Origin of the sequence: Citrobacter sp. Cb023 (genome assembly GCF_030336805.1) — a bacterium.
Lineage (GTDB): Bacteria > Pseudomonadota > Gammaproteobacteria > Enterobacterales > Enterobacteriaceae > Citrobacter > Citrobacter braakii.
This window is the reverse complement of record NZ_JAOWCV010000034.1, coordinates 252,116-275,758: the sequence shown is the minus strand read 5'-3', so window position 1 is coordinate 275,758 and position 23,643 is coordinate 252,116. Positions and strand designations below refer to the sequence as shown.

Sequence of the window (23,643 nt, the reverse complement as noted above, 5' to 3'; positions counted from 1 at the left end):
CTGTTAACAAACGTGTACAATCCTTAGATTCACATAAGGAGTGCATAATGAGCGCAGCTAAAATCGGTGTCATTACCCTCTTCCTGCTGATGGCCATCGGCGGTATCGGCGGCGTCATGCTGGCAGGCTATACATTCATTTTACGTGCCGGGTAAGGTGGCTCGCTAATCGCTCAAACCCGCGGTCAACTATCACCGCAGCCAGCGCGACCAGCAGCGCCCCCTGAATCACATAGGCGGTATTGAACCCGCTCAGCCCGATGATAATCGGCGTGCCCAACGTGTTCGCCCCGACGGTTGACGCGATCGTAGCGGTGCCGATATTAATAATCACCGACGTGCGAATTCCCGCCAGAATAACCGGTGCCGCCAGCGGCAACTCCACTTTACGCAGCCGCTGGCCCTGACTCATGCCCATTCCGCTGGCGATATCCATCACGCTGGGAGGAATTCCACCGAGTCCCGCCAGAGTTGCCTGCAAGATTGGTAACACGCCATACAAAATCAGCGCGATAATCGCGGGTTCAAGCCCAAACCCCATCACCGGTACGGCGATCGCCAGCACGGCGACCGGAGGAAATGTCTGCCCCACGGCGGCAATCGTTTCCACCATCGGCCTGAATTCCGCGCCCCAGGGCCGGGTTACCGCTATTCCCGCTCCGGTGCCAATGATGACGGCAATAAGGCTTGAAATCCCCACCAACGCAAAATGACTCAACGCCAGCGCCGTAAAACTTTCCTGCTGATACACGGGACGCGGCAGCGCCGGAAATAGCGAACTAAACAGGGCCTGACTGTGAGGCAACCCCACCAACAGGATCAGAAACAGCGCAACAAGCCATAGCAATGGATCAGCAAGACGTTTCACGGGTCGGCGTCTCCGAAAGCAAATCGCGAAAATGAAGCGTCCCGCAGGGCACCCCCTGAGGCGTCACGACCGGCAAGACATCGCAGCCACGCGCCACGAACACCGACAATGCATCACGTAGCGTCATCTCATCCACCAGCGGCTCGCCGTCTGAGTGTTCGCCGCGACGGATAAAATCCCCTACCGTACGCAGCGACAACAGCCTTACGCCCAGTTCACTGCGGCCAAAAAAAGTTTGCACAAAATCATTCGCTGGCGCAGTGAGCATCGACAGCGGCGTGCCTTGCTTCACAACTTTTCCCGCATCCATCAAAATCAGATGCTCCGCCAGTCTCAGCGCCTCGTCGATATCATGCGTCACCAGCACAATGGTACGTCCCAATAAACGATGGATACGCGTCATCTCCTGCTGCAGCGCGCCGCGGGTGACCGGGTCCAGCGCGCCAAAAGGCTCATCCATCAGTAGCACCTGCGGATCTGCGGCCAACGCTCGCGCAACCCCAACCCGCTGCTGTTGTCCGCCGGAAAGCTGATGCGGATACCGGTGACGTAAACTCGCCTCAAGGCCCAGCAGCGCCATTAGTTCATCTGTTCGGTCATCAATACGTGAACGTGACCACTTTTGCAGCTGCGGTACGGTGGCAATATTCTGCGCGACAGTCCAGTGGGGAAACAAACCAATAGACTGAATCGCGTACCCCATGCGCCGTCGTAACTCCAGCACCGGCAGGCTGCGGATCTCCTCCCCGGCAAAACGGATCTGCCCGCTGTCATGTTCAACCAGCCGGTTGATCATCTTTAGCGTGGTAGACTTGCCCGAACCTGACGTGCCAATTAATACCGAAAAGCTGCCCTCTCCTAACTGCAGGTTCAGGTCGTCGACGGCTTTTTGCTGGCCATAGGTTTTACTGACATGGCGAAATTCAATCATTATTCGATACCTTTAGCAGCGCGATCCCTAAATCAAACAGCGCATCAATCAACACAGCCAGCACAACGACCGGGATCACGCCCAACAGCACTAAATCAACGGCGCTACTGAGCAATCCCTGAAAGACCAGCGCGCCAAATCCCCCTGCACCAATCAGCGCGGCTATCACCGCCATCCCCACCGTCTGGACCATCACCACTCGCAAACTGCGCAAGAAGACCGGCAGCGCCAGTGGAAACTGCACCGAGATAAACCGCTGACGCGCGCTCATCCCCATCGCCCGGGCGCTTTCAAGTACATCGAGTGGAACCTGATTCAATCCAGCCACTACGCCGCGAACCAGCGGTAAGAGCGCATACAGCACCAACGCAATAAGCGCAGGCGTCAGACCGGTTCCCGCTACGCCAAGCGAACCCAGCAAGGGAAAGTGCTTCACCAGTCCGGCAAGCGGCGCAATTAACAGGCCAAACAGCGCGACGGAGGGAATAGTCTGGATGATGTTCAGTACCGCGAATACCGGCCCCTGACGGGAGACAGAAAAAGTACACCAGACGCCCAGCGGCACGCCAATGAGCAGCGCGGGCACCACGGTAGCGAACAGAATCGTCAGATGCTGCGCCAGCGCGTCGTTAAAGACATCCTGGCGGTTGGCATATTCTTTAAGCAGAGAAAGATCGTTAAACGTACCGGAGAGCAGTAACACCAGCGGCAAAATGAATATTTGTGCGTGCAATAACCAACGCCACGACGCCCGTTCGGTGATGCGACGAATGGCGTCACTGGCTGCCAGCAGCATCACTCCCAGCCCTAACCAGAACCCACTGCCCAGGCTGGTTCTGGCCAGCGGGCTACCCGTCTGAGCCAGATACGTTGCCGTTGTGCCGGCGATGACCAGCACCGCAATCACCAACAGTTGGCTAACGATAAGCGTCAATATATTGCCGGATTTTCCCGGTACAAAGCACAGAAGAAACAGCAGCACACAGGCCGCCGCTAATCCCCATGCCATGTCGGGTTGGATATCCCAGAGTTGACGCCCTTCACCGGAAACCAGGCGATTGGGAGCATAGCTGATGAAAGGAAGCGCTGCCGCCGCGATGGTAAGAAACACCAGCAGCAACAGCACCCGATTTACTGAAATATTCGACAAAACACCCACCTGCTGCAAACTCCGTTACTTCACCCATCCTTTTTGCTTCAGGTAGTCTGCTGCGACTTTTTTCGCATCCAGCCCCTCCACGGCGATACTGGCATTCAGCCGTTGCAGCGTTTTTTCATCCAGGCTGGCAAATACCGGTTGTAGCCATTCTGCCATTTGCGGGTAGTCCTGCAGCACCGATTCACGCACAACGGGCGCTGGCGCATAAATGGGCTGTACGCCTTGCGGATCGCTTAATGTTTGCAGACCGAGCGCCGCAACCGGACCGTCGGTACCGTAGGCCATCGCCGCATTGACCCCAGAGGTCTGCTGCGCCGCTGCTTTAATCGTCACCGCGGTATCCCCCCCCGCCAGCGACAACAGCTGATTCTGATTCAGTTTGAAATCATAGGCTTTTTCAAAGGCAGGCAGCGCGTCAGCCCGTTCGATAAATTCCGCAGAGGCGGCAAGTTTGAACGTCCCCCCGTCTTTCAGGTAACGGCCTAAATCGGCAAGAGACTCAAGCTTATTCTTTTGCGCGACATCCTGGCGAACCGCAATGGTCCAGGTGTTGTTGGCGGGCGCAGGCGTTAGCCAGATCAGCTTATTTTGCTCTGCGTCCAGCTTTTTCACTTTGTCATAACCGGCCTGCGCATTTTTCCATGCAGGATCATTCTCATCTTTAAAAAAGAATGCGCCATTGCCGGTATATTCCGGATAAATATCCAGTTCACCAGAGGTAATTGCCCCACGCACCACCGGAGTGGTACCCAGCTGTACTTTATTAACGGTTTTCACGCCGTGACTTTCGAGCACCTGCAAAATAATGTTGCCGAGCAGCGCCCCTTCGGTATCTATTTTTGAACCGACCGTGACGGGTGACGCGGCCTGTAAGGGCAAGCTGATCGCGGCTAATAACGCCAGCGAACCCACCCAAACTTTTGAAATTATCATGCTGCACTCCTCATTCTTTTACGGCCCTTTTCAGAGACTTGAGGAAAAAGCATAGTCGAAAAATCAAGCCTTAACCTGGCAATTGGGTAGTAACACTGAGAGTTACTCGCGGTAAGGCGATAATACAATAAAAAAAATCCGGCAAACCCAAAGTGAGTTTACCGGATGGTACGATTTCGCAGGCCTGATAAGCGTCACGCTATCAGGCATGATATCAATTACAGCAGTTCAAATTCGCCCTGCTTCACTCTGGCAGAATCCACGCCGATAAAGACGTTGAACTTGCCCGGTTCGGCATCGTATTGCATACGCTGGTTCCAGAATTTCAGCGCTTCAACATCAATTGGGAAGCTAACGGTTTGGGTTTCACCCGGCTTAAGATTCACTTTCTCAAAACCTTTCAGCTGTTTTACCGGACGACTCATTGAAGCGGTAACATCCTGCAAATACATCTGAATCACCGTCGCACCTTCGCGTTTGCCGGTGTTGGTCACCTGCACGCTGGCCATCACGGTCCCGTCACGCTTCATCGTCGGAGAAGAGAGTTTCACATCAGAAACCGTGAATGTGGTGTAGCTCAGGCCATAGCCAAAGGGATACAACGGACCGTTCGCTTCGTCAAAGTAGCGCGACGTGTACTTATTCGGCTTATCGGCATTATACGGGCGACCGGTATTAAGATGGCTGTAATAGACCGGGATCTGTCCGACAGAGCGCGGGAAAGACATCGGCAACTTGCCTGACGGGTTGTAATCGCCAAATAGCACATCGGCGATGGCGTTACCGCCTTCCGTCCCGGCAAACCAGGTTTCGAGGATCGCATCGGCCTGTTGATCTTCCTTAACCAGCGCCAGCGGACGACCGTTCATCAGTACCAGAACCAGCGGTTTACCCGTGGCTTTCAGCGCGGTAATCAGGTCACGCTGACTCTGCGGAATGGTGATATCGGTGCGGCTGGAGGCTTCATGCGCCATTCCCTGCGCTTCACCAACTACCGCGACCACCACGTCAGACTGCTTCGCGGCGTTAACGGCTTCATCAATCATCGCCTGCGGCGAACGCGGGTCAACCTTCACCGCCTCTTCATACTGGTTGAGGAAGTCGACAATGCCTTTGTCGTTGGTGATGTTCGCCCCTTTGGCGTATACCACTTTGCCCTGCTCGCCGATGGCATTTTTAATCCCCGTCAGCACCGTTACTGACTGATCGGCAACCCCGGCAGCAGACCAACTGCCCATCACATCACGCTTGCTGTCGGCCAGCGGACCGACAACCGCTACGGTGGCGGATTTTTTCAGCGGCAATGTTTCCAGACGGTTTTTCAGCAGCACCAGGCTTTCACGCGCCACTTCACGCGCCTCTTTGCGGTGCAAACGGCTTTCCGCGTTGGTGTCCTGCGGGTCAGATTCTTTAGCCCCCAGATGGCTGTACGGATCGTTAAACAGCCCCATATCATATTTCACGTTCAGCACATGACGCGCAGCGTCGTCCAGCTCCGCCATCGTCACCTTACCTGACTTAATCAACCCCGGCAGGTATTTGCTGTAATACTCATCGCTCATGCTCATGTTGATGCCGGACTTGATCGCCACACGCACCGCATCTTCAGGATCGGCGGCGGTACCGTGCTTAATCAGTTCCTTAATCGCGCCGTGATCGGAAACGGTAATGCCCTTAAAGCCCCACTCATCGCGCAGCACGTCTTTTAACAGCCATGCATCCGAAGTCGCCGGCGTGCCGTTCAGCGAATTAAGCCCCACCATCACCGCACCGCTACCGGCGTCCAGTCCGGCTTTGTACGGTGGCATATAGTCGTTGAACAAACGCTGCGGGCTCATATCGACAGTGTTGTATTCCTTGCCGCCTTCAACCGCGCCATAGGCGGCATAGTGCTTGACGCTGGTCATCACCGAATAGCGATCGGCCGGGCTTTTACCCTGCATCGCTTCCACCATGGTTTTGCCCATCGTGGCGGTCAAATACGTATCTTCGCCAAACCCTTCCGAGGCGCGGCCCCAGCGCGGATCGCGCGAGACATCGACCATCGGCGCCCAGGTCATATTCAGACCATCATCGGCGGCTTCATACGCAGACACTCGACCAACGGTTCTGACCGCATCGAGATTAAAGGAGGATGCCAGACCGAGGCTTATCGGGAATACGGTACGCTGACCGTGCAATACGTCGTAGGCAAAAAAGAGAGGGATTTTCAGGCGACTGAGATCCATCACCTGATCCTGCATTTTGCGGATATCCTGGCGCGTGACGGTGTTAAAAATTGCCCCAACCTGCCCGTCTTTGATCATCTCGCGGATGGCTTCTTTCGGGTTATCAGGCCCGACGCTTATCAAACGGAGTTGCCCAATCTTCTCATCTACGGTCATCTGCTTAAGTAAATCGGTAACGAAGGCATCCCGCGCCTCTGGCGTCAGTGGATGGTTACCAAACAGAGTGTCCGCCAACGCTGGTTGCAATGCCAGACTCACCGCGACACCTACAGAACATAGCCATTTCATGTTGATTCTCTCTTTATTTTTTCCCGACGAGGCAGCGAAAATATAACAAAAACCGCAGTTTGCCGTAAGACTAAACGGGAGCGATAAAGAAAGCTAAGGTTATTCTCCTAATTTTCGAAACCAGCGCGAATCAGTAAAAGACGAACCAGAGACAATATGAATGAGAAAGCGTATTGTCATACAAAGCGCTATGCTTGTTCCTGATATTGAGTCCCACCACAAGGAGTGGAGAATGTCTTCCATTACAACAGATAATAAAGCTTTCCTGAATGAACTGACCCGTCTGGTGGGTCATTCACACCTGCTGACAGAACCTGCTAAAACCGCCCGCTATCGCAAGGGATTCCGCTCCGGCCAGGGCGATGCGCTTGCCGTCGTGTTCCCCGGGTCGCTTTTAGAACTGTGGCGCGTTTTGAGCGCCTGCGTCGCCGCGGATAAAATTATCCTGATGCAGGCCGCTAACACCGGCCTGACCGAAGGGTCTACGCCGAGCGGTAATGATTACGACCGCGAGATTGTCATTATCAGCACCCTGCGTCTTGATAAGCTGCACGTCATCGGCAAAGGTGAACAGGTGCTGGCCTATCCAGGAACCACGCTCTATTCGCTGGAAAAAGCGCTCAAACCGTTTGGCCGTGAGCCGCATTCGGTCATCGGATCTTCCTGTATCGGCGCTTCGGTTATCGGTGGCATTTGCAACAACTCCGGCGGCTCGCTGGTACAGCGCGGCCCGGCCTACACGGAGATGTCGCTGTTTGCGCGTATTGACGAACAGGGAAAATTACAGCTGGTTAACCATCTGGGTATTGAGCTGGGCCAGACCCCGGAGCAGATCCTGAGCAAACTGGATGACGAGCGTATTAGAGATGACGATGTTCGCCACGACGGGCGTCACGCGCACGATCACGACTACGTTACCCGTGTCAGAGATATCGACGCAGACACGCCCGCACGCTATAACGCCGACCCGGATCGCTTGTTTGAATCGTCCGGTTGTGCAGGCAAGCTCGCGGTCTTTGCCGTGCGTCTGGACACCTTCGAAGCCGAAAAAAACCAGCAGGTCTTTTACATCGGCACCAACCAGCCAGAGGTGCTGACGGAGATCCGCCGTCATATTCTGGCAAAATTCGAGCATCTGCCGGTCGCCGGTGAATATATGCACCGCGATATTTACGATATCGCTGAGCAATACGGCAAAGATACGTTTCTGATGATCGACAAGCTCGGCACCGACAAAATGCCGTTCTTCTTCACCCTGAAAGGCCGCACCGATGCGATGCTGGAAAAAGTGAAAATTTTCCGTCCTCACTTCACCGACCGGGCAATGCAGAAATTTGGTCATTTGTTCCCCAGCCACTTACCGACGCGCATGAAAAGCTGGCGCGATAAGTACGAGCATCACCTGCTATTAAAAATGGCCGGTGGCGGCGTGGCTGAAGCCCAAAACTGGCTAAGCGAGTATTTCAAAACCGCTGAAGGCGACTTCTTTGTCTGTACGGCGGAAGAAGGCAGCAAGGCGTTCTTGCACCGCTTCGCGGCGGCTGGCGCGGCTATTCGTTATCAGGCCGTACATGCGGATGAGGTGGAAGATATTCTGGCGCTGGATATCGCGCTGCGTCGTAACGACACCGAATGGTACGAGCATCTGCCCCCAGAGATCGACAGTCAACTGGTGCACAAACTCTATTACGGTCACTTTATGTGTTACGTCTTCCATCAGGATTACATCGTGAAAAAGGGCATGGATGCGCATGCGCTCAAAGAGCAGATGCTGGAACTCCTGCGCGAGCGTGGGGCGCAGTATCCGGCAGAGCATAACGTCGGGCATCTGTATCAGGCACCGGAAACCTTGACCCGTTTTTACCGTGAGAATGACCCCACCAACAGTATGAATCCGGGTATCGGGAAAACGAGTAAGCAGAAGTTCTGGAAAGAATCGTAAACCTGAAAAAGATAAGCGCTACCGGGCATGTTGCCGGGGCGCTTTGCTTGCCCGGCCTACTGCTACATTCGCTATGCGTAGGCCGGATAAGACATCTTATTTAATCGTTCTGTGCGGTTTGCTCGCCCTTCGCCGAACCTGCCGCCGCCATCTGCGCAGCTTTTTGCTTTTTATAGCTCAGCGCCGCCGCCGGAACCGGCATCACCTTGCCCGTTTCAATCCAGGTACGTAAACGACTGGCATCGGCAAAGTGAGTATATTTGCCAAAGGCATCCATCACCACCAGCGCCACCGGTTTGTTGTTAATCACCGTGCGCATCACCAGACAGTGGCCTGCCGCATTGGTAAACCCGGTTTTCGTTAACTGAATATTCCAGTTATCGCGGTATACCAGATGGTTGGTGTTACGAAACGGCAGCGTATACGCAGGGTTGGCAAACGTCGCCATATCTTCACGCGTGGTACTTAGCTGGCCGATCAGCGGATACTGTTTGCTGGCGATCAGCAGCTTGGTTAAGTCACGGGCGGTCGAGACGTTATGAATCGACAAGCCAGTGGGTTCCACAAAGCGTGTCTGAGTCATGCCGAGCGCTTTCGCTTTGGCATTCATGGCTTTGATAAACGCGTTGTATCCGCCCGGGTAATGATGCGCCAGACTCGCCGCCGCACGGTTTTCTGATGACATCAGCGCCAGCAATAACATGTCTTTACGGCTGATTTCGCTGTTCAGTCGTACGCGAGAGTAAATGCCTTTCATCTCCGGCGTCTGGCTAATATCGACTTTCAGCTTTTCATTCAGCGGCAGTCGTGCATCAAGCACCACCATCGCCGTCATTAATTTGGTAATCGACGCAATCGGACGCACAAGGTCCGGGTGGTTCGAATAGATAACTTTGTTGGTATTCAGATCAACGATCATCGCGCTACCGGACGCTATCTCAGGTTGAGAAGCCGCTGCGGTAGTTGCCGTTTTCGCCACGGCTTGGGGTGCAAAAGGAACGGCCAGCACCAGGGCAAGGCTTAATAATGAAACTCGGAATTTCAGCATGATGAGATTTCTGATAATGGTTCACGCACGTCACAACGCACACCGCCAGAGATTAAGTATTATCTCAAGCTAGCTCAGGCATCATAGCGATCCGGCAGGTTTGCTGCCACAGGAGAATCGTCTCGAAATGCTGCGTTGCTGACTTTTACGTCAACAACGCAGCGTAGACAGGTTTATCCGTCAGAATAACCGATAGCCGTAACCCCACAGGATTACCGTAATAGCCAGCAGAACTTCCAGTACCAGCACACCGATCGCCAGCGTCGAACTGGAAAAACTCAACCCTTCCTCACGAGTGATATTCAGGAACGTCGGAATACCGAGATAAAGTAAATAACCGGTGTAAAACAGCGCGAGAGTCCCGACTAATGCGCACAGCCAGACCAGCGGATAAAGTGCGACCAGCCCGCTTAAAAACAGCGGCGTCGCGACATATCCGGCAAAGACCATACAATGCGCCAGCGACGGACGCTGCGGGTAGTTACGCGCCATCCACCAGATAACCCGGCCCATGACGGCAACGCCCGCCAGCATCACCCCGTAAAACAGAATCGCCATTGCAAATCCAGTCAACAGGGATAATTTCAGGATATTGCCATCGCCAAAATCCCAGCCGATTTGTGTGGTACCGATGAACGCACAAACAACCGGGATTGCCGCCATCAGCAGTACATGGTGGGTATAGTGATGCGAAACGCTTTCGTTTTCGCTGTTGATCACATGCATTTCACGATCGGGATGGGAAAACAGCCCCCAGACATGGTTCATACCGCCCCCTTCTTGTCAGCTCCGGACCTCAACAGTTCAAGTATAATTCAGCTTTGGATTAATTTTTGTACAACAACAAAAATGACGAACCGCTAATTCAGCGCTTTTAAACCCCACGATGATTCACAGGGTGTATGCTTAACGTCGGGAGGTCATCCAGACATATGGATATAAACAGTCTTATTGCACATTACGGTTACGCCGCATTGGTCATTGGCAGTTTGGCCGAAGGTGAAACCATTACCCTGCTGGGCGGCGTGGCGGCACATCAGGGATTACTTAAATTTCCTCTGGTGGTTATCTCTGTGGCCCTGGGCGGGATGATTGGCGATCAATTGCTGTATCTGCTTGGGCGTCGTTACGGTGGAAAAATTTTGCGTCGTTTCTCAAAACATCGCGACAAAATCCGCCGGGCGCAGAAAATGATCCAGCGCCGTCCTTATCTGTTCGTGATTGGCACCCGTTTTATGTATGGTTTTCGCGTGATCGGCCCGTTGCTGATTGGCGCAAGCCATTTGCCGCCTAAAATTTTCCTGCCGTTGAATATCCTGGGGGCGCTGGCGTGGGCGCTGATATTTACCACTCTGGGTTACGTGGGGGGAGAAGTCATTGCGCCGTGGCTACACAATCTCGACCAGCATATTAAGCACTGGATATGGCTGGCTCTGGTGATTGTGCTGGTGCTTGGCGTTCGGTGGTGGTTAAAAAAACGCAGCAGCAAAAGTACAGCCCGGTAGCGCGATGTCTACCGGGCGGGTGCGTTACGAAGCGTGGTAGCCGCCCCCCAGCGCACGGTTCAACTGGATTGAGGCATCCAGCCATTGCCCTTGTAAAAGCAGAGCGTTGCACTGTTCACGTAATGCCGGGATCTTTGCCTCACTGACCCGGGAGCCCGCAATAATTCCGGCATTGAAGCGCGCCTGCGCCAGACCCACTACGCGCAGTGCATCATGCTCAATCTGCTGCTGATGCTGATTCTTCTGCGCCAGGGTTTCTACCTGCGATGCTGCACGCGCCACGTCATTCACCGCATCCACCACGGCTTTGTTGTAATTCGCCACCGTCAGGTTGCTTTGCGCTTGAGTAATGTCGAGATTCGCGTTCAGCCTGCCGCTATCAAAGATAGGCAGCGTCAGCCCGGCCGTTACGCCCATTTGCTGCGCGGAATGGCGAAACAAGTCGCTCAGATGTAACGCATCCTGTTGTAAAAATGCCATCAGATTTACATCGGGATAAAACGCCGCTTTCGCCGCATCAATGCTGCTCAGCGATGACTCAATGTACCAGTGCGCCGCCTGCAAATCCGGTCGGCGGGCCAGCAGCGAATAACCTAGCTGGGACGGGAGCTGGCTTTCCACCGCGGGCAGCGGGGTCGAATGGAGTTTCAGGGCTGTGGACTGCGAGTTGGTCAGCGCGCTCAACCGCGCTTCAATTACCTTCATTTTACCGCTGACATCGTTCAGCTGCTGCTCTGTTTTGCTGGAATCAATATCGGTTTCAACGCCTTCCACCGAAGAAGTAAGACCATTTTGATACAGTTGACGATCAACGTTAATGACGTTCTGCTGCTCGGTTTCGATTTGCGTCAACACGGTTTTCAGCCCGGCCTGCGTTTGCCATTCCCAGTAAAGACGAGCCACACCGCTCGCCAGCACCTGTCGCGTTTGCTCGCGCTCGGCTTCACGCGCCTTAACGGCCCCAATACGTGCCGTCACTTCGGCCCGATTTTTACCCCACAGATCCAGATTCCAGCCAGCAGTTAAACCCAAGGTGCCGTTGGTGTACCACGGCCCGGTCGTCCCGGCGGCCGGATCGGTAATGGCAAACGGACCCATCAGCCCTTCGGCTGACATTCTCTGACGCTCCACATCTGCTGAGAAATCGATCTCCGGGCCATCCTGCGCCTCCACAGCCTTAGCCTGCGCCTCCGCCAGTTGAATGCGCTGTTCCGCGACCTGCATATCAGGGGAGTTTCGTAACGTGCTGTCAATCAGCGCATTAAGCTGGGGGTCATGGTATGCCTTCCACCATTGGCTGTCCGGCCAGCCATTTTTTAACGCCGCAGGCAATGTGGTATCGACATTCGCAGCGGGGGTCTGCTGTGACAGAGACTGGCGGTCATCATGCATCGGCGCGCAACCTGACATCAAAATAAAAAGCGGCAACAATGCCGTCGTGACAAAAGCAGAATTACGATTCATGGAGAGACACAGGTAAGAAAAGATGTGCTGAGATTACGACTTGTCGCGTTTCCTTTTTTAGTTACGCGTGGCAATACACCTTTGGCAATAAAAATATATAATCGGAAAAATATACACCAAACAAATAATTTAGATTAATTAATTTTAATAATTTATGGATGGAGACATTATGTCACAGAATATCTATGACGATCCCGAGTTCTTTGCCGGATATGCCACGCTGGACCGTTCAGTAAAAGGGCTCGACGGTGCGCCAGAATGGCCGACAATACAAGCGATGCTCCCCGCTCTGCAGGGAAAAAATATCCTCGATTTGGGTTGCGGATATGGCTGGTTTTGCCGCTACGCGCGCGATAACCAGGCGGCCAGCGTAGTGGGACTGGATATTTCACAAAAGATGTTAACCCAGGCGCACAGCATGACGCAGGGTAATGGCATCGTTTATCGCCGTGAAGATCTCGAAACGCTTTCCCTGTCGCCAAATTCCTTTGACCTGGTTTATAGCTCACTTGCCCTGCACTATTTGCGCGATATCGCGCGATTATTCGTAACGATTTACCAGTCGTTAACACCGGGAGGCATGTTGGTATTCTCTGCCGAGCATCCCATTTATACTGCACCGCTTAACCAGGGTTGGATAAAAGATAAAACCGGGCAACAGTCCTGGCCGGTCAATCATTATCAGCAGGAAGGCACACGCATCAGTAACTGGTTCGCGGAGGGTGTCAAAAAACAGCACCGTAAGCTGGCGACCTGGATTAATGCGCTGATAGCCGCCGGATTCGAAATCGTTTGTGTCGATGAATGGGGACCGTCCGCTGAACAGATTGCTGAAAACCCGGCGCTGGATGAAGAAAAAGAGCGGCCAATGGTGTTTCTGCTCAGCGCACGTAAACCGGAGTAAGGTCATTACAGGAAGATTTTCAGAGGCTTTCCTATACTTAACCTGAACTCACCAAAAAAGGAACGCTGATGAAAATCTTACTGTGGATTATTTTAGTTATTTTTCTGATTGGGTTATTGGTGGTAACTGGCGTGTTTAAGATGATTTTTTGAAAAAAAGGCCACTCCGGTGGCCGATTAATGTGTTAATGCAATTTAGCGATATCAATGGCCTGAATCGCGCGCGCGATATCCGGTGAATTGTTTAATGCGCGGATTTCCTGAAACAGCGCGGTTGCTTCTGAGTATTCTTTACGCAAATACCCTAACCATTGTTTAATCCGCGCCACGTGATACAGCCCGGTATCACCCTGCTTTTCAAGACGGGTATATTTTTGCAATAGCATCACGACATCAGGCCACGGCATACGTGGCTCGTTGTATTTCACCACACGGCTCAGGTTCGGAATATTTAATGCCCCACGGCCAATCATCACCGCATCGCATCCGCTGATAGCCATACAGTCCTGGGCGCTTTGCCAGTCCCAGATTTCGCCATTTGCGATAACCGGAATGGTAAGCCGCTGGCGGATCTCACCGATCGCCTGCCAGTTGATATGCTCGGCCTTATAGCCCTGTTCCTTGGTTCGGCCATGCACCGCCAGCTCGCTGGCGCCAGCCTGCTGAACGGCATCAGCAATTTCAAACTGCCTGTCGCTGTTGTCCCAGCCCAGACGCACTTTCACCGTCACGGGCAGATGCGCAGGCACCGCCTCGCGCATGGCTTTTGCGCCCCGGTAGATGAGTTCAGGATCTTTTAATAACGTTGCGCCACCGCCGCTGCCGTTGACCAGCTTCGACGGGCAGCCACAGTTCAGATCGACACCAAACGAGCCCAGCTCTACCGCGCGCGCCGCGTTCTCCGCCAGCCACTGCGGATACTGCCCCAGCAACTGTATGCGCACCCGCGTGCCGGATGGCGTCCGGCTATTGTTATGCAGTTCCGGGCAGAGCCGATGGAATACTTTTGCCGGCAGGAGCTGATCCACCACGCGCACAAACTCGGTGATGCACAGATCGTAATCATTCACTTCAGTCAGCAGCTCGCGCACCAGTGAGTCGAGCACGCCTTCCATCGGCGCCAGTAAAACACGCATATCGTCACCCGCAAAAAAAGAGGCGCTATGGTAGCGCCTCCGTTCGGGAGATTAAAGAGGCTCAGCGCGGCAACAGGCAGTTATCTTCTTTCCAGCCGTACAGCCATTCCATACCACGATAAAATTCCGCCTGAGATTTGCCTTTCCACAGCAGATTACGCACCTTGCGCTCGACGCCTGCGGCGTGGTACACACGTCCCATTTCGCGCGTCGACCAGACGATGCGCGCAGTACGCGGAATACGTACCGACTCATACAAGGCAAAGGCATCAGCCGCATCGCCGTCACACTGCTGTAACGCCTTACCGAGAGTGACAGCATCTTCAAGCGCCATACAGGCGCCCTGCGCCATATATTGTGCCACCGGATGCGCAGCATCACCCACCAGCGTAATGCGGTCGGTCCCCCATTTCTCTACCGGTTCGCGGTCAGCGGTGGACCAGCGACGCCATGAGGTCGGCTTATCCAGCATCTGGCGCGGACGCGCATGAATACCGGCAAAATAGGAGAGCACTTCCTCTTTACTGCCATCCTTTACCCCCCACTCCTCCTGCTGACGACTGTGGAAGGTCACCACCAGGTTATACTGCTTGCCGCCACGCAATGGATAGTGCACCAGGTGGCAGTGCGGTCCGGCCCACAGCACCGGCGCGTTAATGCGCAAATCTTCCGGCATATCATCGCAATCAATCACCGCGCGATAGACCACGTGCCCGGTCACGCGTGGCGCATCGCCAATCAGAGACTGACGCACAACCGACTTCACACCGTCACAGCCCACCAAAATATCCGCTGTCCAGCTGTTACCGTGCTCATCAAATACCGTCACATCATCTTCTGTCTGGCGAATATCAACCACGTTAGTTGAAGTGCGATACTCAACGTTGGGATGAACCAGTGCCGCTTCCCAGACAGAAGCATGAATATCAACCCGATGGATAACCGCATAAGGACCGCCAAAGTGATCGCGGAACGCCTGCCCGGTTTCAATGCGTACAACCTCTTTCGCGTTTACCGCATCCATCATGGTGATGTGATCGGTAAAAACGGCGCGCTTGCGGGCGACGTCACCCACGCCAAGGCTGTCCAGAGCAGAAAACGCGTTCGGCCCGAGCTGAATACCCGCACCAATCTCACCAATCTCGTGCGCTTTCTCCAGCAACATCACTTTAATGCCTTGACGGGCCAGCGATAGCGCGGTCGCCGCGCCGCCAATCCCGCCACCCACGATAATTGCGCGTGTCACTTTAGCCATTGTCGTTCTCCTTATCAGGCTGGAATTTTGTCTTGTTGATTCTCGGGCGCGGCGGCGATAAACGCCGGAAGCTGGGTACAGGCATCGTATACCGCCTTACAGCGCGGATACCCGCTCAGATCACAGCCCATACGTAACGCGTTCGCCCACTGCGGGATCAGACAGCAATCCGCCAGCGTCGGCGCATCCCCCACGCAGAACGTCCCCGAGTGACTCTGGCGCAGCATCTGTTCAACCGCGCTTAACCCTTGCTGGATCCAGTGCGCATACCAGCGTTTTTTATCCTCTTCACTGACCTTTAGCTCTTCGCTCAGGTAGCGCAGTACCCGCATGTTATTCACGGGATGGATATCACAAGCGATGGCATAAACAATTTCCAGCACCCGGCTGCGCGTCGGGAAGTCGGCTGGCAGCAGCGGCGACTGCGGAAAGTGACCATCCAGCCAGTCGGTTATCGCCAGCGACTGCCCGAGTGATTCTCCCTCATCAGTGACCAGCGTCGGTACAAGCCCTACCGGGTTCATCCGCCGGTAGGCCAGCTCGTTCTGCTGACCGATGCGAATGTTGACACCCACCGTCTGGTAATCAAGCCCCTTCAGCGCCAGCGCAATACGTACGCGATATGACGCGGAGCTGTTAAAGAAACTGTACAGCTTCATCATCCACCTCAGACAATCTTCACAGCGATGGGGGTTAAACCGTCTACATTGCCGGTGATCACATCTCCTTTCACCACTGCGCCCACGCCCTCTGGCGTGCCTGTGTAGATTAAATCACCCGGCTGTAGTTCGAAAAAGCCGGACAGATAGCTAATCGTTTCATTAACCGACCAGATGAGGTGGCGAATATCGCTACGCTGATGATCGTCGCCGTTGACCTGCAACCAGATAGGCGCGTTGTTAACATCCGCACTTTCGCTGGCTTTATGCAGCGGCGCGATGGGGGCTGAGAGATCAAATGCTTTGCCGATTTCCCACGGACGCCCCATCTGGCGCATCTCCATCTGCCTGTCGCGGCGGGTCATATCCAGACCAGTGGCATAGCCCCAGATATATTCGTGCGCTTTTTCCAGCGGTATATCGCTGCCCTTTTTACCGATCGCCACCACCAGCTCTATCTCATAGTGATAGTTATCGGTCTGCGACGGGTATGGCAGCTCGAGGGTTTGACCGGCCGCCACCGGAACCACCGCATCGGCAGGTTTACAGAAGAAGAACGGCGGTTCGCGATCCGGATCAAAACCCATTTCACGCGCATGAGCGGCATAGTTGCGGCCCACGCAGTAAACGCGACGCACGGGAAACTGTTCATTACTGCCAACTACCGGAACGGTAACAGGCGCTTGTGGTTCGAATACGTATTGCGTCATTTTCTCTCTCCAAAATTAATAACGTGCTTCACGGAACAACCCCAGCGCTTCCTGAACCGGTCTGTCCGAAAAACTAAATAAGACGGCATCTTCGTGGGCCTGGAACGACACGCCGTGCCAGGTTGGCACCACGAAGATATCTTTTGGCGAAAAATTGAAGATCTCGGTGCCGATGGTGACCTGCCCGCTTCCTTCCACCACGTGATAGATAGTGCTGTCGGTGGTACGCGCCATCCGCGAGGAAAAGCCCTTCGGCAACAGTTGTAAAAAGGTCCCCATTGAAGGCATGGGATAACCACCGGTTACCGGGTTGACGTAACGCATCTTGTAACCGTCCCACTCATCGGCGTCGCCCATGCGGGTCAGGTCATGCAGCGCTTCACGGCTGCGATCGTAGCGATAGTTGAAAATTGGCGATGAGTTACCCTTCTGATGACGCAGCGGCAGCATATTGGCCGTGTAGCGTGGTAAGTAATCCCCTTCCTTACGCGTGACTGGTTGCTGATCCTCCGGGTAATCTTCCGCAAAGCCGCAACCCAGCAGATTCACCAGTGGCAGATCCAGACCGTCCAGCCACACCACCGGTTCACTGCCTGGGTTGCCGTGGTCGTGCCAGCGCCACTGTGGCGTCAGAATAAAATCGCCTTCATGCATTTGGGTGCGCTCGCCATCCACCGCAGTAAATGCCCCTTTCCCTTCGACAATAAAGCGCAGCGCAGACTGATTATGCCGGTGACTCGGGGCAACCTCGCCCGGCATGATTAACTGCAATCCGGCGTACAGCGTTGGGGTGATTGAAGACTGTCCGCGCAGCATGGGGTTTTCCAGCACCAGTACGCGACGAATTGCCTCTTTCGCGCCAATCAGATCGCCGCTTTCCAGCAGCAGCGGGCGGATCTCCTGGTAGTTCCAGTACGCAGGAGCACAATGTGCGTTCGGCGTTGGCGGTACCAGGCGGTGCAGCGACTCCCACAGCGGGGTCAGATTCTGCCCGGAAATATGCTGGTAAAACTGCTGACGGCTGTTCTTAACATCCTGATTAAGTTCTGACATAGAGATTCTCCTTATTTGTTCACGATGCCTACGCGTGACAACGCGTCAGGGACAGAGGTCGACTGGCGGATAACAACCGTCAGCAGCATAAGCATCACCGCGCTGATGGCCGCCGGAACGGCAATAATGAAAAACAGGTTATCGAATGAGAAATTCATCGCCATCATCACGCCGCCGGAGAGCGAGCCGACAATCGCGCCGCAGCGGCCAATCGCATTAGACCAGCTGACGCCCGTGGCCCGGCTCTGCGTCGGATAAAGCGTGGCGGTTAAGGCATTCAGGCCCACCTGCGAACCGCTGATGCCGATGCCGGTGCCAAAAATGGCCAGCGCCATCAGCCACAGACCGTTCTCGCTCAGGCCAATCATGACAATACACACCGCACCCAACGCATAGCTCACTGCCAGCACGCGGAAAGGGTTGTATTTATCCATCAGCACTCCCAGCACCAGCGCACCGAGCGTACCGCCAATCTGAAAGGCAGCGGTCACCCATGAGGCATGCTGCAGGTCAATTCCACGATGGTTAAGCAGCGTTGGCATCCAGCTGGAGAGCAGATAAATAATCAGCAGGCTCATAAAGAACACCACCCATAACATCAGGGTAATGGGCAACTGTTGCCCGACGAACAGCTGGCGAATGCTGCCTTTGGCAATCGCGGCGCCTTCGTTGAGATAAAATTGGGTATTGTCATAACGTTCCCGGGTGATGGCGCTGACGGTTCTGGCAATCACGTTTTGCGGCAACTGACGACGAACCTGCCAGCGCGGGGATTCCGGCAGCGCAAAAAGCAGAGCCACAAACAGCATCAGCGGTAGCACGCCTCCCAGCACCAGGATGCCGTGCCAGCCAATAACCGGCACCAGCTGTGCGCTGACAATCCCGCCCATCGCCGAGCCCAGGGTAAAACCGCAGAACATCATTGTGACCAGTGCACCACGCCGACGCGCTGGCAGGTATTCTGAGGTCATAGTGATAGTATTTGGCATCGCGCCGCCCAGGCCTAACCCGGTAAGGAAGCGCAAAAAAACCAGCGTTTGCAGATCGGGGGAAAAAGCCGAGATCAGGCTCAGTGCGCCGAACAGCGCCACGCAGAGTTCAATCACCCGTTTGCGGCCAAAACGATCCGATAGCGGACCGCAGAGCAGTGCGCCAGCGGTCAGACCCAGCAGGCCTGCGCCAAACAACGGCGCCAGATCTCCGGCCGTCAGTTGCCAGTGGGTGCGAATATCAGGCGCGATAAAACCAATAGCTGCGGTATCAAAACCGTCGAGCATGACGACCAAAAAACAGCAAATGATAACGCGCCACTGGGTCTTACCGACGGGGGCGGAATCGATCAGTGCTTGTAGATCACGTTGTTGAGTCATAGTGAATGCCTCAGTGCAGGTAGAGTAGATGTCTGTTTTGTTTTAGGTATGTTGCGACTTTGTATGTTTGGAGATGAAATGTACAATGGCTTTTCATGCAGAGGCATAACCTGGAGGTTATAGCAAATGGCTAACTGGGCGCAGAAACTTAAGTTACACCACCTGCAAACGCTTATTGCGCTGGGCGAACAGGGGAATTTGACTCACGTCGCCCGAATGATGAATATCACCCAGCCAGCGTTGTCAAAATGGTTATCACAGCTCGAAGATGAGATGGGTATCACACTCTTTGAACGTCATAGCAAAGGCTTACGCCCTTCAGAAGGCGGCAAGCTGCTACTGCAGCATGCCCAACGCCTGATCAATGATATGGAACGTTCACAGTATGAAATCGCCCGTTTTAAGCAGGGAGGCCTGGTAGGGAGTCTGAAGATTGGCTGCTCGCCGGTGGCGACGGACTGCGTTTCACAGGCGATACTGGGTTTGCTCACAGAGCTGCCGACCTTGCATCTTAATATTGAAGAGAAGGTGATGACCCCGCTGTTGCACGATCTGCTCGCGGGTTCGGTGGATGTGGTGGTCGGACGCGTCGGTGGCCGGGCGCTTCAGTTGCCGCTCAATTACCAGGTGCTGTATACCGAGCCGGTCTGTTTCGTCGCGCGCCCCGACCATCCACTGGCAAAATATCCCCTGCTCACCTGGCATGATCTGGCTAACTGGCGCTGGATTGTCTGGCCGACGGGAACGCCCATCCGGATAAGCATTGACAACGCGCTGGTAGATAACGGCGTCATGCTACCGGAAAACATCATTGAGTCGGCGTCGATAAACGTCAGCACCAACCTGCTGCAAAGTAGCGACATGATCTCTATTCTTTCTCTACGCCTGGCGCAGCGTTATGCCGCCCAGGGACAGCTGGCTATCCTGAATCTGCCGAAGATTGAACAAAAAGGCAGCGTAGGCGTGTTCTGGCGCAACAATGAAACGCCCACGACCGCCCTGAATCGTTTTCTGTATTACCTGGCACAGGTTTAACGTGAACAGTTAGGGCCATCGCCCGATGTTCCAGATATCTATTTCTTCTATGCTTAGAATTCATGATGTGATCGGTAGCACGTTTTGAAGTTTAATTGTATGATGAATCAGTCTCGTCAAGGGTTTCAACTATGAGCAAAGCACTGAACATTATCTGGCAATATTTGCGCGCATTCGTCCTGATTTATGCCTGCCTCTATGCAGGTATTTTTCTTGCATCGCTACTCCCCATCACCATTCCGGGCAGCATTATCGGCATGCTGATTCTGTTTGTCTTACTGGCTTTGCAGGTGCTACCGGCAAAATGGGTTAACCCCGGCTGCTATGTGCTGATTCGCTATATGGCCCTGCTGTTTGTCCCGATTGGCGTGGGGATCATGCAGTACTTTGATCTGCTCCGTGCGCAATTTGGTCCGGTGGTGGTGTCCTGTACCATCAGTACGCTGGTCGTTTTCCTGGTGGTGAGCTGGAGTTCTCACATTGTGCACGGTGAGCGCAAAATCGTTGGGCAAAAAGGGTCTAAAGAATGATGTCGTATATCTGGTGGTCGTTACCCCTTACGCTGGCGGTATTTTTTGGCGCACGTAAGCTGGCTGCACGATTTAAAATGCCGCTATTGAACCCGCTACTGGTCGCCATGGTGGTGATCATTCCCATTCTGATGCTGACCGGAATTCCCTACGATCACTATTTCAAAGGCAGTGAGGTGCTGAACGATTTACTGCAACCTGCCGTGGTCGCGCTGGCCTATCCGTTATACGAACAGCTGCACCAGATTCGCGCTCGCTGGAAATCAATTATTGCCATCTGCTTTGCGGGGAGCCTTGTGGCGATGGTCACAGGTACAACAATCGCCTTGTTGATGGGCGCATCGCCGCAAATTGCTGCGTCAATCATGCCGAAATCGGTAACCACGCCTATCGCTATGGCAGTGGGAGGCAGTATTGGTGGTATTCCGGCCATCAGCGCCGTGTGCGTCATTTTTGTTGGTATCCTCGGGGCTGTGTTTGGTCATACTTTGCTCAATGCGATGCGTATTCGCACCAAAGCCGCACGTGGACTGGCTATGGGTACCGCGTCGCACGCCCTGGGTACCGCACGCTGTGCAGAGCTGGACTATCAGGAAGGCGCGTTTAGCTCTCTGGCGCTGGTTATTTGCGGCATTATCACCTCGTTGGTCGCCCCATTCCTGTTCCCGATTATTCTGGCCCTGGTCGGTTAACCTTCAATTTTTGGCTAATTATTTGCGATGCGTTGCACATTTTTAATTTAAGTTTCATAAGTTGCATACACAATGAGATTTGGATCACATATAAAGCCGTAACAGGCCCGTAAACTACGATTCCATTACATTGTTATGAGGCATCGCCATGCATCCACGTTTTCAAACTGCTTTTGCCCAACTCGCGGATAACTTGCAATCAGCCCTGGCGCCTGTTCTGGCGGATGCGCATTTCCCCGCCATGCTGACTGCTGAGCAGGTCTCTTTGCTGAAACGCGAATCGGGACTGGACGAAGACGCGCTGGCATTCGCTCTACTGCCGCTGGCTGCGGCCTGCGCGCGTACTCCGCTGTCCAACTTCAACGTTGGGGCAATTTCTCGCGGCATCAGCGGCACCTGGTACTTCGGTGGGAACATGGAGTTCCTGGGGGCGACCATGCAGCAAACCGTTCATGCCGAGCAAAGCGCCATTAGCCATGCCTGGCTGCGCGGTGAAAAAGGGCTCGCCGCCATCACCGTCAACTACACGCCGTGCGGCCACTGTCGCCAGTTTATGAACGAACTGAACAGCGGACTGGATTTACGTATTCATCTGCCGGGACGTGCGCCACACGTGCTGCGCGATTACCTGCCAGATGCCTTCGGACCGAAAGATCTGGAGATTAAAACGCTGCTGATGGACGATCAGGATCACGGCTTCGCGCTGCAGGGCGATGCGTTGACCCAAGCGGCTATCACAGCCGCCAACAGATGTCATATGCCGTACAGCAACTCCCCAAGCGGCGTGGCGCTGGAATGTAAAGATGGTCGAATTTTTAGCGGTAGCTATGCGGAAAATGCCGCCTTCAACCCGACCCTGCCGCCGCTGCAAGGCGCGTTAAACCTGTTGAACCTTAATGGTTATGACTACCCGGATATCCAGCGTGCTGTGCTGGCTGAAAAAGCCGATGCGCCGTTGATTCAGTGGGATGCGACCTCCGCTACCCTGAAAGCGCTGGGCTGCAATAATATTGAGCGCGTGCTGCTCGGTTAATTGCCTGGCGCTACGCTTATCTGGCCTGCAATCGCTCCAGGTTGTCGGCCAGATTTGCTGTTGCTACCATCCAACAGGGCCGTTTTGCTGAAAATCCCCTCAATCAGATTGCTGTTTCTTGCGCTACGTCTTCCGGTACAGTAGCCTGATTGAAATTCCATCCAAATAACGAGTTTTCTGCATGTTAAAGCGCGTGTTTTACAGCCTGTTAGTCCTGGTAGGCTTGCTGCTTTTGACTGTGCTTGGGCTCGACAGGTGGATGAGCTGGAAGACCGCTCCTTACATCTACGACGAATTGCAGGATTTACCCTACCGCCAGGTCGGTGTGGTCCTTGGCACGGCGAAATACTATCGCACCGGCGTCATCAACCAGTATTACCGCTACCGCATTCAGGGCGCATTGAACGCCTATAACAGTGGAAAGGTAAACTATCTGCTGCTGAGCGGCGACAACGCACAGCAAAGCTACAACGAACCCATGACGATGCGTAAAGATCTGATTGCCGCAGGTGTCGATCCCGCTGACATCGTGCTTGATTACGCCGGGTTCCGGACGCTCGATTCAATTGTACGAACCCGCAAGGTGTTCGATACCAACGATTTCATCATTATTACTCAGCGATTCCACTGTGAGCGCGCCTTGTTTATTGCGCTGCATATGGGCATCCAGGCCCAGTGCTATGCGGTGCCCTCACCAAAAGATATGCTCACCGTGCGGGTACGTGAATTTGGCGCCCGCTTTGGCGCACTGGCCGATCTCTATATTTTCAAACGTGAACCCCGCTTTTTAGGTCCGCTGGTGCCCATCCCTACCATGCATCAGGTACCGGACGATGCACAGGGATATCCGGCGGTCACGCCTGAACAACTACTCGAATTACAAAAGAAACAAGGAAAATAAG

24 protein-coding genes are annotated in these 23,643 nt (G+C 54.1%); 10 read left to right on the top strand and 14 right to left on the bottom strand.

Translation table 11 applies throughout. The annotated features are described in order from the left end of the window. Nucleotides 1-47: 47 nt before the first annotated feature. Nucleotides 48-155 (top strand): protein YohO, encoded by a 108-nt coding sequence (locus OGW44_RS11535; protein WP_003027354.1) that lies wholly within the window; start codon nucleotides 48-50, stop codon nucleotides 153-155. Here the strand turns inward: OGW44_RS11535 and OGW44_RS11530 are convergent. The 5 genes from OGW44_RS11530 to bglX all read right to left on the bottom strand — a co-directional run bounded on the left by OGW44_RS11530 (nucleotide 136) and on the right by bglX (nucleotide 6,406). Further along, a complete protein-coding gene (locus OGW44_RS11530; protein ID WP_169329967.1) occupies nucleotides 136-867 on the bottom strand; it encodes an ABC transporter permease in 732 nt (243 codons plus the stop codon). The genes OGW44_RS11535 and OGW44_RS11530 overlap by 20 nt on opposite strands. Continuing rightward, complete coding sequence (locus OGW44_RS11525) at nucleotides 851-1,798, bottom strand: ABC transporter ATP-binding protein (protein ID WP_103766537.1); 948 nt, start codon at nucleotides 1,796-1,798, stop codon at nucleotides 851-853. Before OGW44_RS11525 ends, OGW44_RS11530 begins: the two co-directional genes overlap by 17 nt. Continuing rightward, nucleotides 1,791-2,957 carry an ABC transporter permease gene (locus OGW44_RS11520; RefSeq protein ID WP_278085788.1) on the bottom strand — a complete coding sequence of 389 codons (1,167 nt, stop codon included), beginning with the start codon at nucleotides 2,955-2,957 and terminating at the stop codon, nucleotides 1,791-1,793. The genes OGW44_RS11525 and OGW44_RS11520 overlap by 8 nt, the downstream gene beginning before the upstream one ends. Nucleotides 2,958-2,972: 15 nt before the next feature. After that, a complete protein-coding gene (gene osmF, locus OGW44_RS11515) occupies nucleotides 2,973-3,890 on the bottom strand; it encodes a glycine betaine ABC transporter substrate-binding protein OsmF (RefSeq protein WP_016153696.1) in 918 nt (305 codons plus the stop codon). Nucleotides 3,891-4,108: 218 nt separating this feature from the next. Further along, a complete protein-coding gene (bglX, locus tag OGW44_RS11510) occupies nucleotides 4,109-6,406 on the bottom strand; it encodes a beta-glucosidase BglX (RefSeq protein WP_185654856.1) in 2,298 nt (765 codons plus the stop codon). Between the two features lie 232 nt (nucleotides 6,407-6,638). Between bglX and dld the strand changes: the two genes are divergently transcribed. After that, entirely contained in the window at nucleotides 6,639-8,348 is a 1,710-nt protein-coding gene (gene dld, locus OGW44_RS11505) for a D-lactate dehydrogenase (protein ID WP_185654857.1), read from the top strand. 100 nt (nucleotides 8,349-8,448) lie between these two features. Here the strand turns inward: dld and pbpG are convergent, their stop codons facing one another. Both pbpG and OGW44_RS11495 read right to left on the bottom strand, forming a co-directional pair. Further along, a complete protein-coding gene (gene pbpG, locus OGW44_RS11500; protein WP_016153699.1) occupies nucleotides 8,449-9,396 on the bottom strand; it encodes a D-alanyl-D-alanine endopeptidase in 948 nt (315 codons plus the stop codon). A gap of 180 nt (nucleotides 9,397-9,576) precedes the next feature. Continuing rightward, entirely contained in the window at nucleotides 9,577-10,164 is a 588-nt protein-coding gene (locus OGW44_RS11495; RefSeq protein WP_016153700.1) for a Yip1 family protein, read from the bottom strand. 164 nt (nucleotides 10,165-10,328) lie between these two features. On the opposite strand from OGW44_RS11495, the gene OGW44_RS11490 reads away from it, so the two are divergent. Further along, the gene (locus OGW44_RS11490) at nucleotides 10,329-10,901 is read left to right on the top strand and encodes a DedA family protein (RefSeq protein ID WP_185654858.1); all 573 of its coding nucleotides are present in this window, start codon (nucleotides 10,329-10,331) and stop codon (nucleotides 10,899-10,901) included. A 24-nt stretch (nucleotides 10,902-10,925) separates the two neighbouring features. On the opposite strand, the gene mdtQ is transcribed toward OGW44_RS11490, so the two are convergent. After that, entirely contained in the window at nucleotides 10,926-12,365 is a 1,440-nt protein-coding gene (gene mdtQ, locus OGW44_RS11485) for a multidrug resistance outer membrane protein MdtQ (protein ID WP_029139603.1), read from the bottom strand. Between the two features lie 169 nt (nucleotides 12,366-12,534). Here mdtQ and OGW44_RS11480 point away from each other — a divergent pair, with 169 nt between their 5' ends. Both OGW44_RS11480 and OGW44_RS25790 read left to right on the top strand, forming a co-directional pair. Further along, nucleotides 12,535-13,269 carry a class I SAM-dependent methyltransferase gene (locus OGW44_RS11480; RefSeq protein ID WP_016153703.1) on the top strand — a complete coding sequence of 245 codons (735 nt, stop codon included), beginning with the start codon at nucleotides 12,535-12,537 and terminating at the stop codon, nucleotides 13,267-13,269. A gap of 68 nt (nucleotides 13,270-13,337) precedes the next feature. Continuing rightward, a complete protein-coding gene (locus tag OGW44_RS25790; RefSeq protein ID WP_019077217.1) occupies nucleotides 13,338-13,421 on the top strand; it encodes a small membrane protein YohP in 84 nt (27 codons plus the stop codon). 32 nt (nucleotides 13,422-13,453) lie between these two features. Here OGW44_RS25790 and dusC read toward each other — a convergent pair whose 3' ends face one another. The 6 genes from dusC to mhbT form a co-directional block, all read right to left on the bottom strand. Further along, nucleotides 13,454-14,404 carry a tRNA dihydrouridine(16) synthase DusC gene (dusC, locus tag OGW44_RS11475; RefSeq protein ID WP_019077218.1) on the bottom strand — a complete coding sequence of 317 codons (951 nt, stop codon included), beginning with the start codon at nucleotides 14,402-14,404 and terminating at the stop codon, nucleotides 13,454-13,456. A gap of 61 nt (nucleotides 14,405-14,465) precedes the next feature. Beyond that, nucleotides 14,466-15,659: a 3-hydroxybenzoate 6-monooxygenase gene (locus tag OGW44_RS11470; protein ID WP_185654859.1), complete on the bottom strand. Its 1,194-nt coding sequence runs from the start codon at nucleotides 15,657-15,659 to the stop codon at nucleotides 14,466-14,468. Between the two features lie 14 nt (nucleotides 15,660-15,673). Continuing rightward, complete coding sequence (gene maiA / locus OGW44_RS11465; RefSeq protein ID WP_019077220.1) at nucleotides 15,674-16,318, bottom strand: maleylacetoacetate isomerase; 645 nt, start codon at nucleotides 16,316-16,318, stop codon at nucleotides 15,674-15,676. An 8-nt stretch (nucleotides 16,319-16,326) separates the two neighbouring features. Then, nucleotides 16,327-17,028, bottom strand: a complete 702-nt coding sequence (locus OGW44_RS11460; RefSeq protein ID WP_016153707.1) for a fumarylacetoacetate hydrolase family protein — start codon at nucleotides 17,026-17,028, stop codon at nucleotides 16,327-16,329. Between the two features lie 15 nt (nucleotides 17,029-17,043). Further along, nucleotides 17,044-18,081, bottom strand: a complete 1,038-nt coding sequence (gtdA, locus tag OGW44_RS11455; protein WP_115190446.1) for a gentisate 1,2-dioxygenase — start codon at nucleotides 18,079-18,081, stop codon at nucleotides 17,044-17,046. Between the two features lie 11 nt (nucleotides 18,082-18,092). Next, nucleotides 18,093-19,451, bottom strand: coding sequence for a 3-hydroxybenzoate transporter MhbT (mhbT, locus tag OGW44_RS11450; RefSeq protein ID WP_185654860.1), 1,359 nt, complete (start codon nucleotides 19,449-19,451; stop codon nucleotides 18,093-18,095). A 126-nt stretch (nucleotides 19,452-19,577) separates the two neighbouring features. On the opposite strand from mhbT, the gene OGW44_RS11445 reads away from it, so the two are divergent. From OGW44_RS11445 to sanA, 5 genes are all read left to right on the top strand, one after another. Further along, the gene (locus tag OGW44_RS11445) at nucleotides 19,578-20,486 is read left to right on the top strand and encodes a LysR substrate-binding domain-containing protein (RefSeq protein WP_016153710.1); all 909 of its coding nucleotides are present in this window, start codon (nucleotides 19,578-19,580) and stop codon (nucleotides 20,484-20,486) included. Between the two features lie 131 nt (nucleotides 20,487-20,617). Next, complete coding sequence (locus tag OGW44_RS11440; RefSeq protein ID WP_016153711.1) at nucleotides 20,618-21,016, top strand: CidA/LrgA family protein; 399 nt, start codon at nucleotides 20,618-20,620, stop codon at nucleotides 21,014-21,016. Further along, nucleotides 21,013-21,708 carry a CidB/LrgB family autolysis modulator gene (locus OGW44_RS11435; RefSeq protein WP_016156974.1) on the top strand — a complete coding sequence of 232 codons (696 nt, stop codon included), beginning with the start codon at nucleotides 21,013-21,015 and terminating at the stop codon, nucleotides 21,706-21,708. Before OGW44_RS11440 ends, OGW44_RS11435 begins: the two co-directional genes overlap by 4 nt. 148 nt (nucleotides 21,709-21,856) lie before the next feature. Next, nucleotides 21,857-22,741 (top strand): cytidine deaminase, encoded by an 885-nt coding sequence (gene cdd, locus OGW44_RS11430; RefSeq protein ID WP_016153713.1) that lies wholly within the window; start codon nucleotides 21,857-21,859, stop codon nucleotides 22,739-22,741. Between the two features lie 181 nt (nucleotides 22,742-22,922). Then, nucleotides 22,923-23,642 (top strand): outer membrane permeability protein SanA, encoded by a 720-nt coding sequence (sanA, locus tag OGW44_RS11425; protein ID WP_016153714.1) that lies wholly within the window; start codon nucleotides 22,923-22,925, stop codon nucleotides 23,640-23,642. The last annotated feature ends 1 nt before the right edge of the window (nucleotide 23,643 follow it).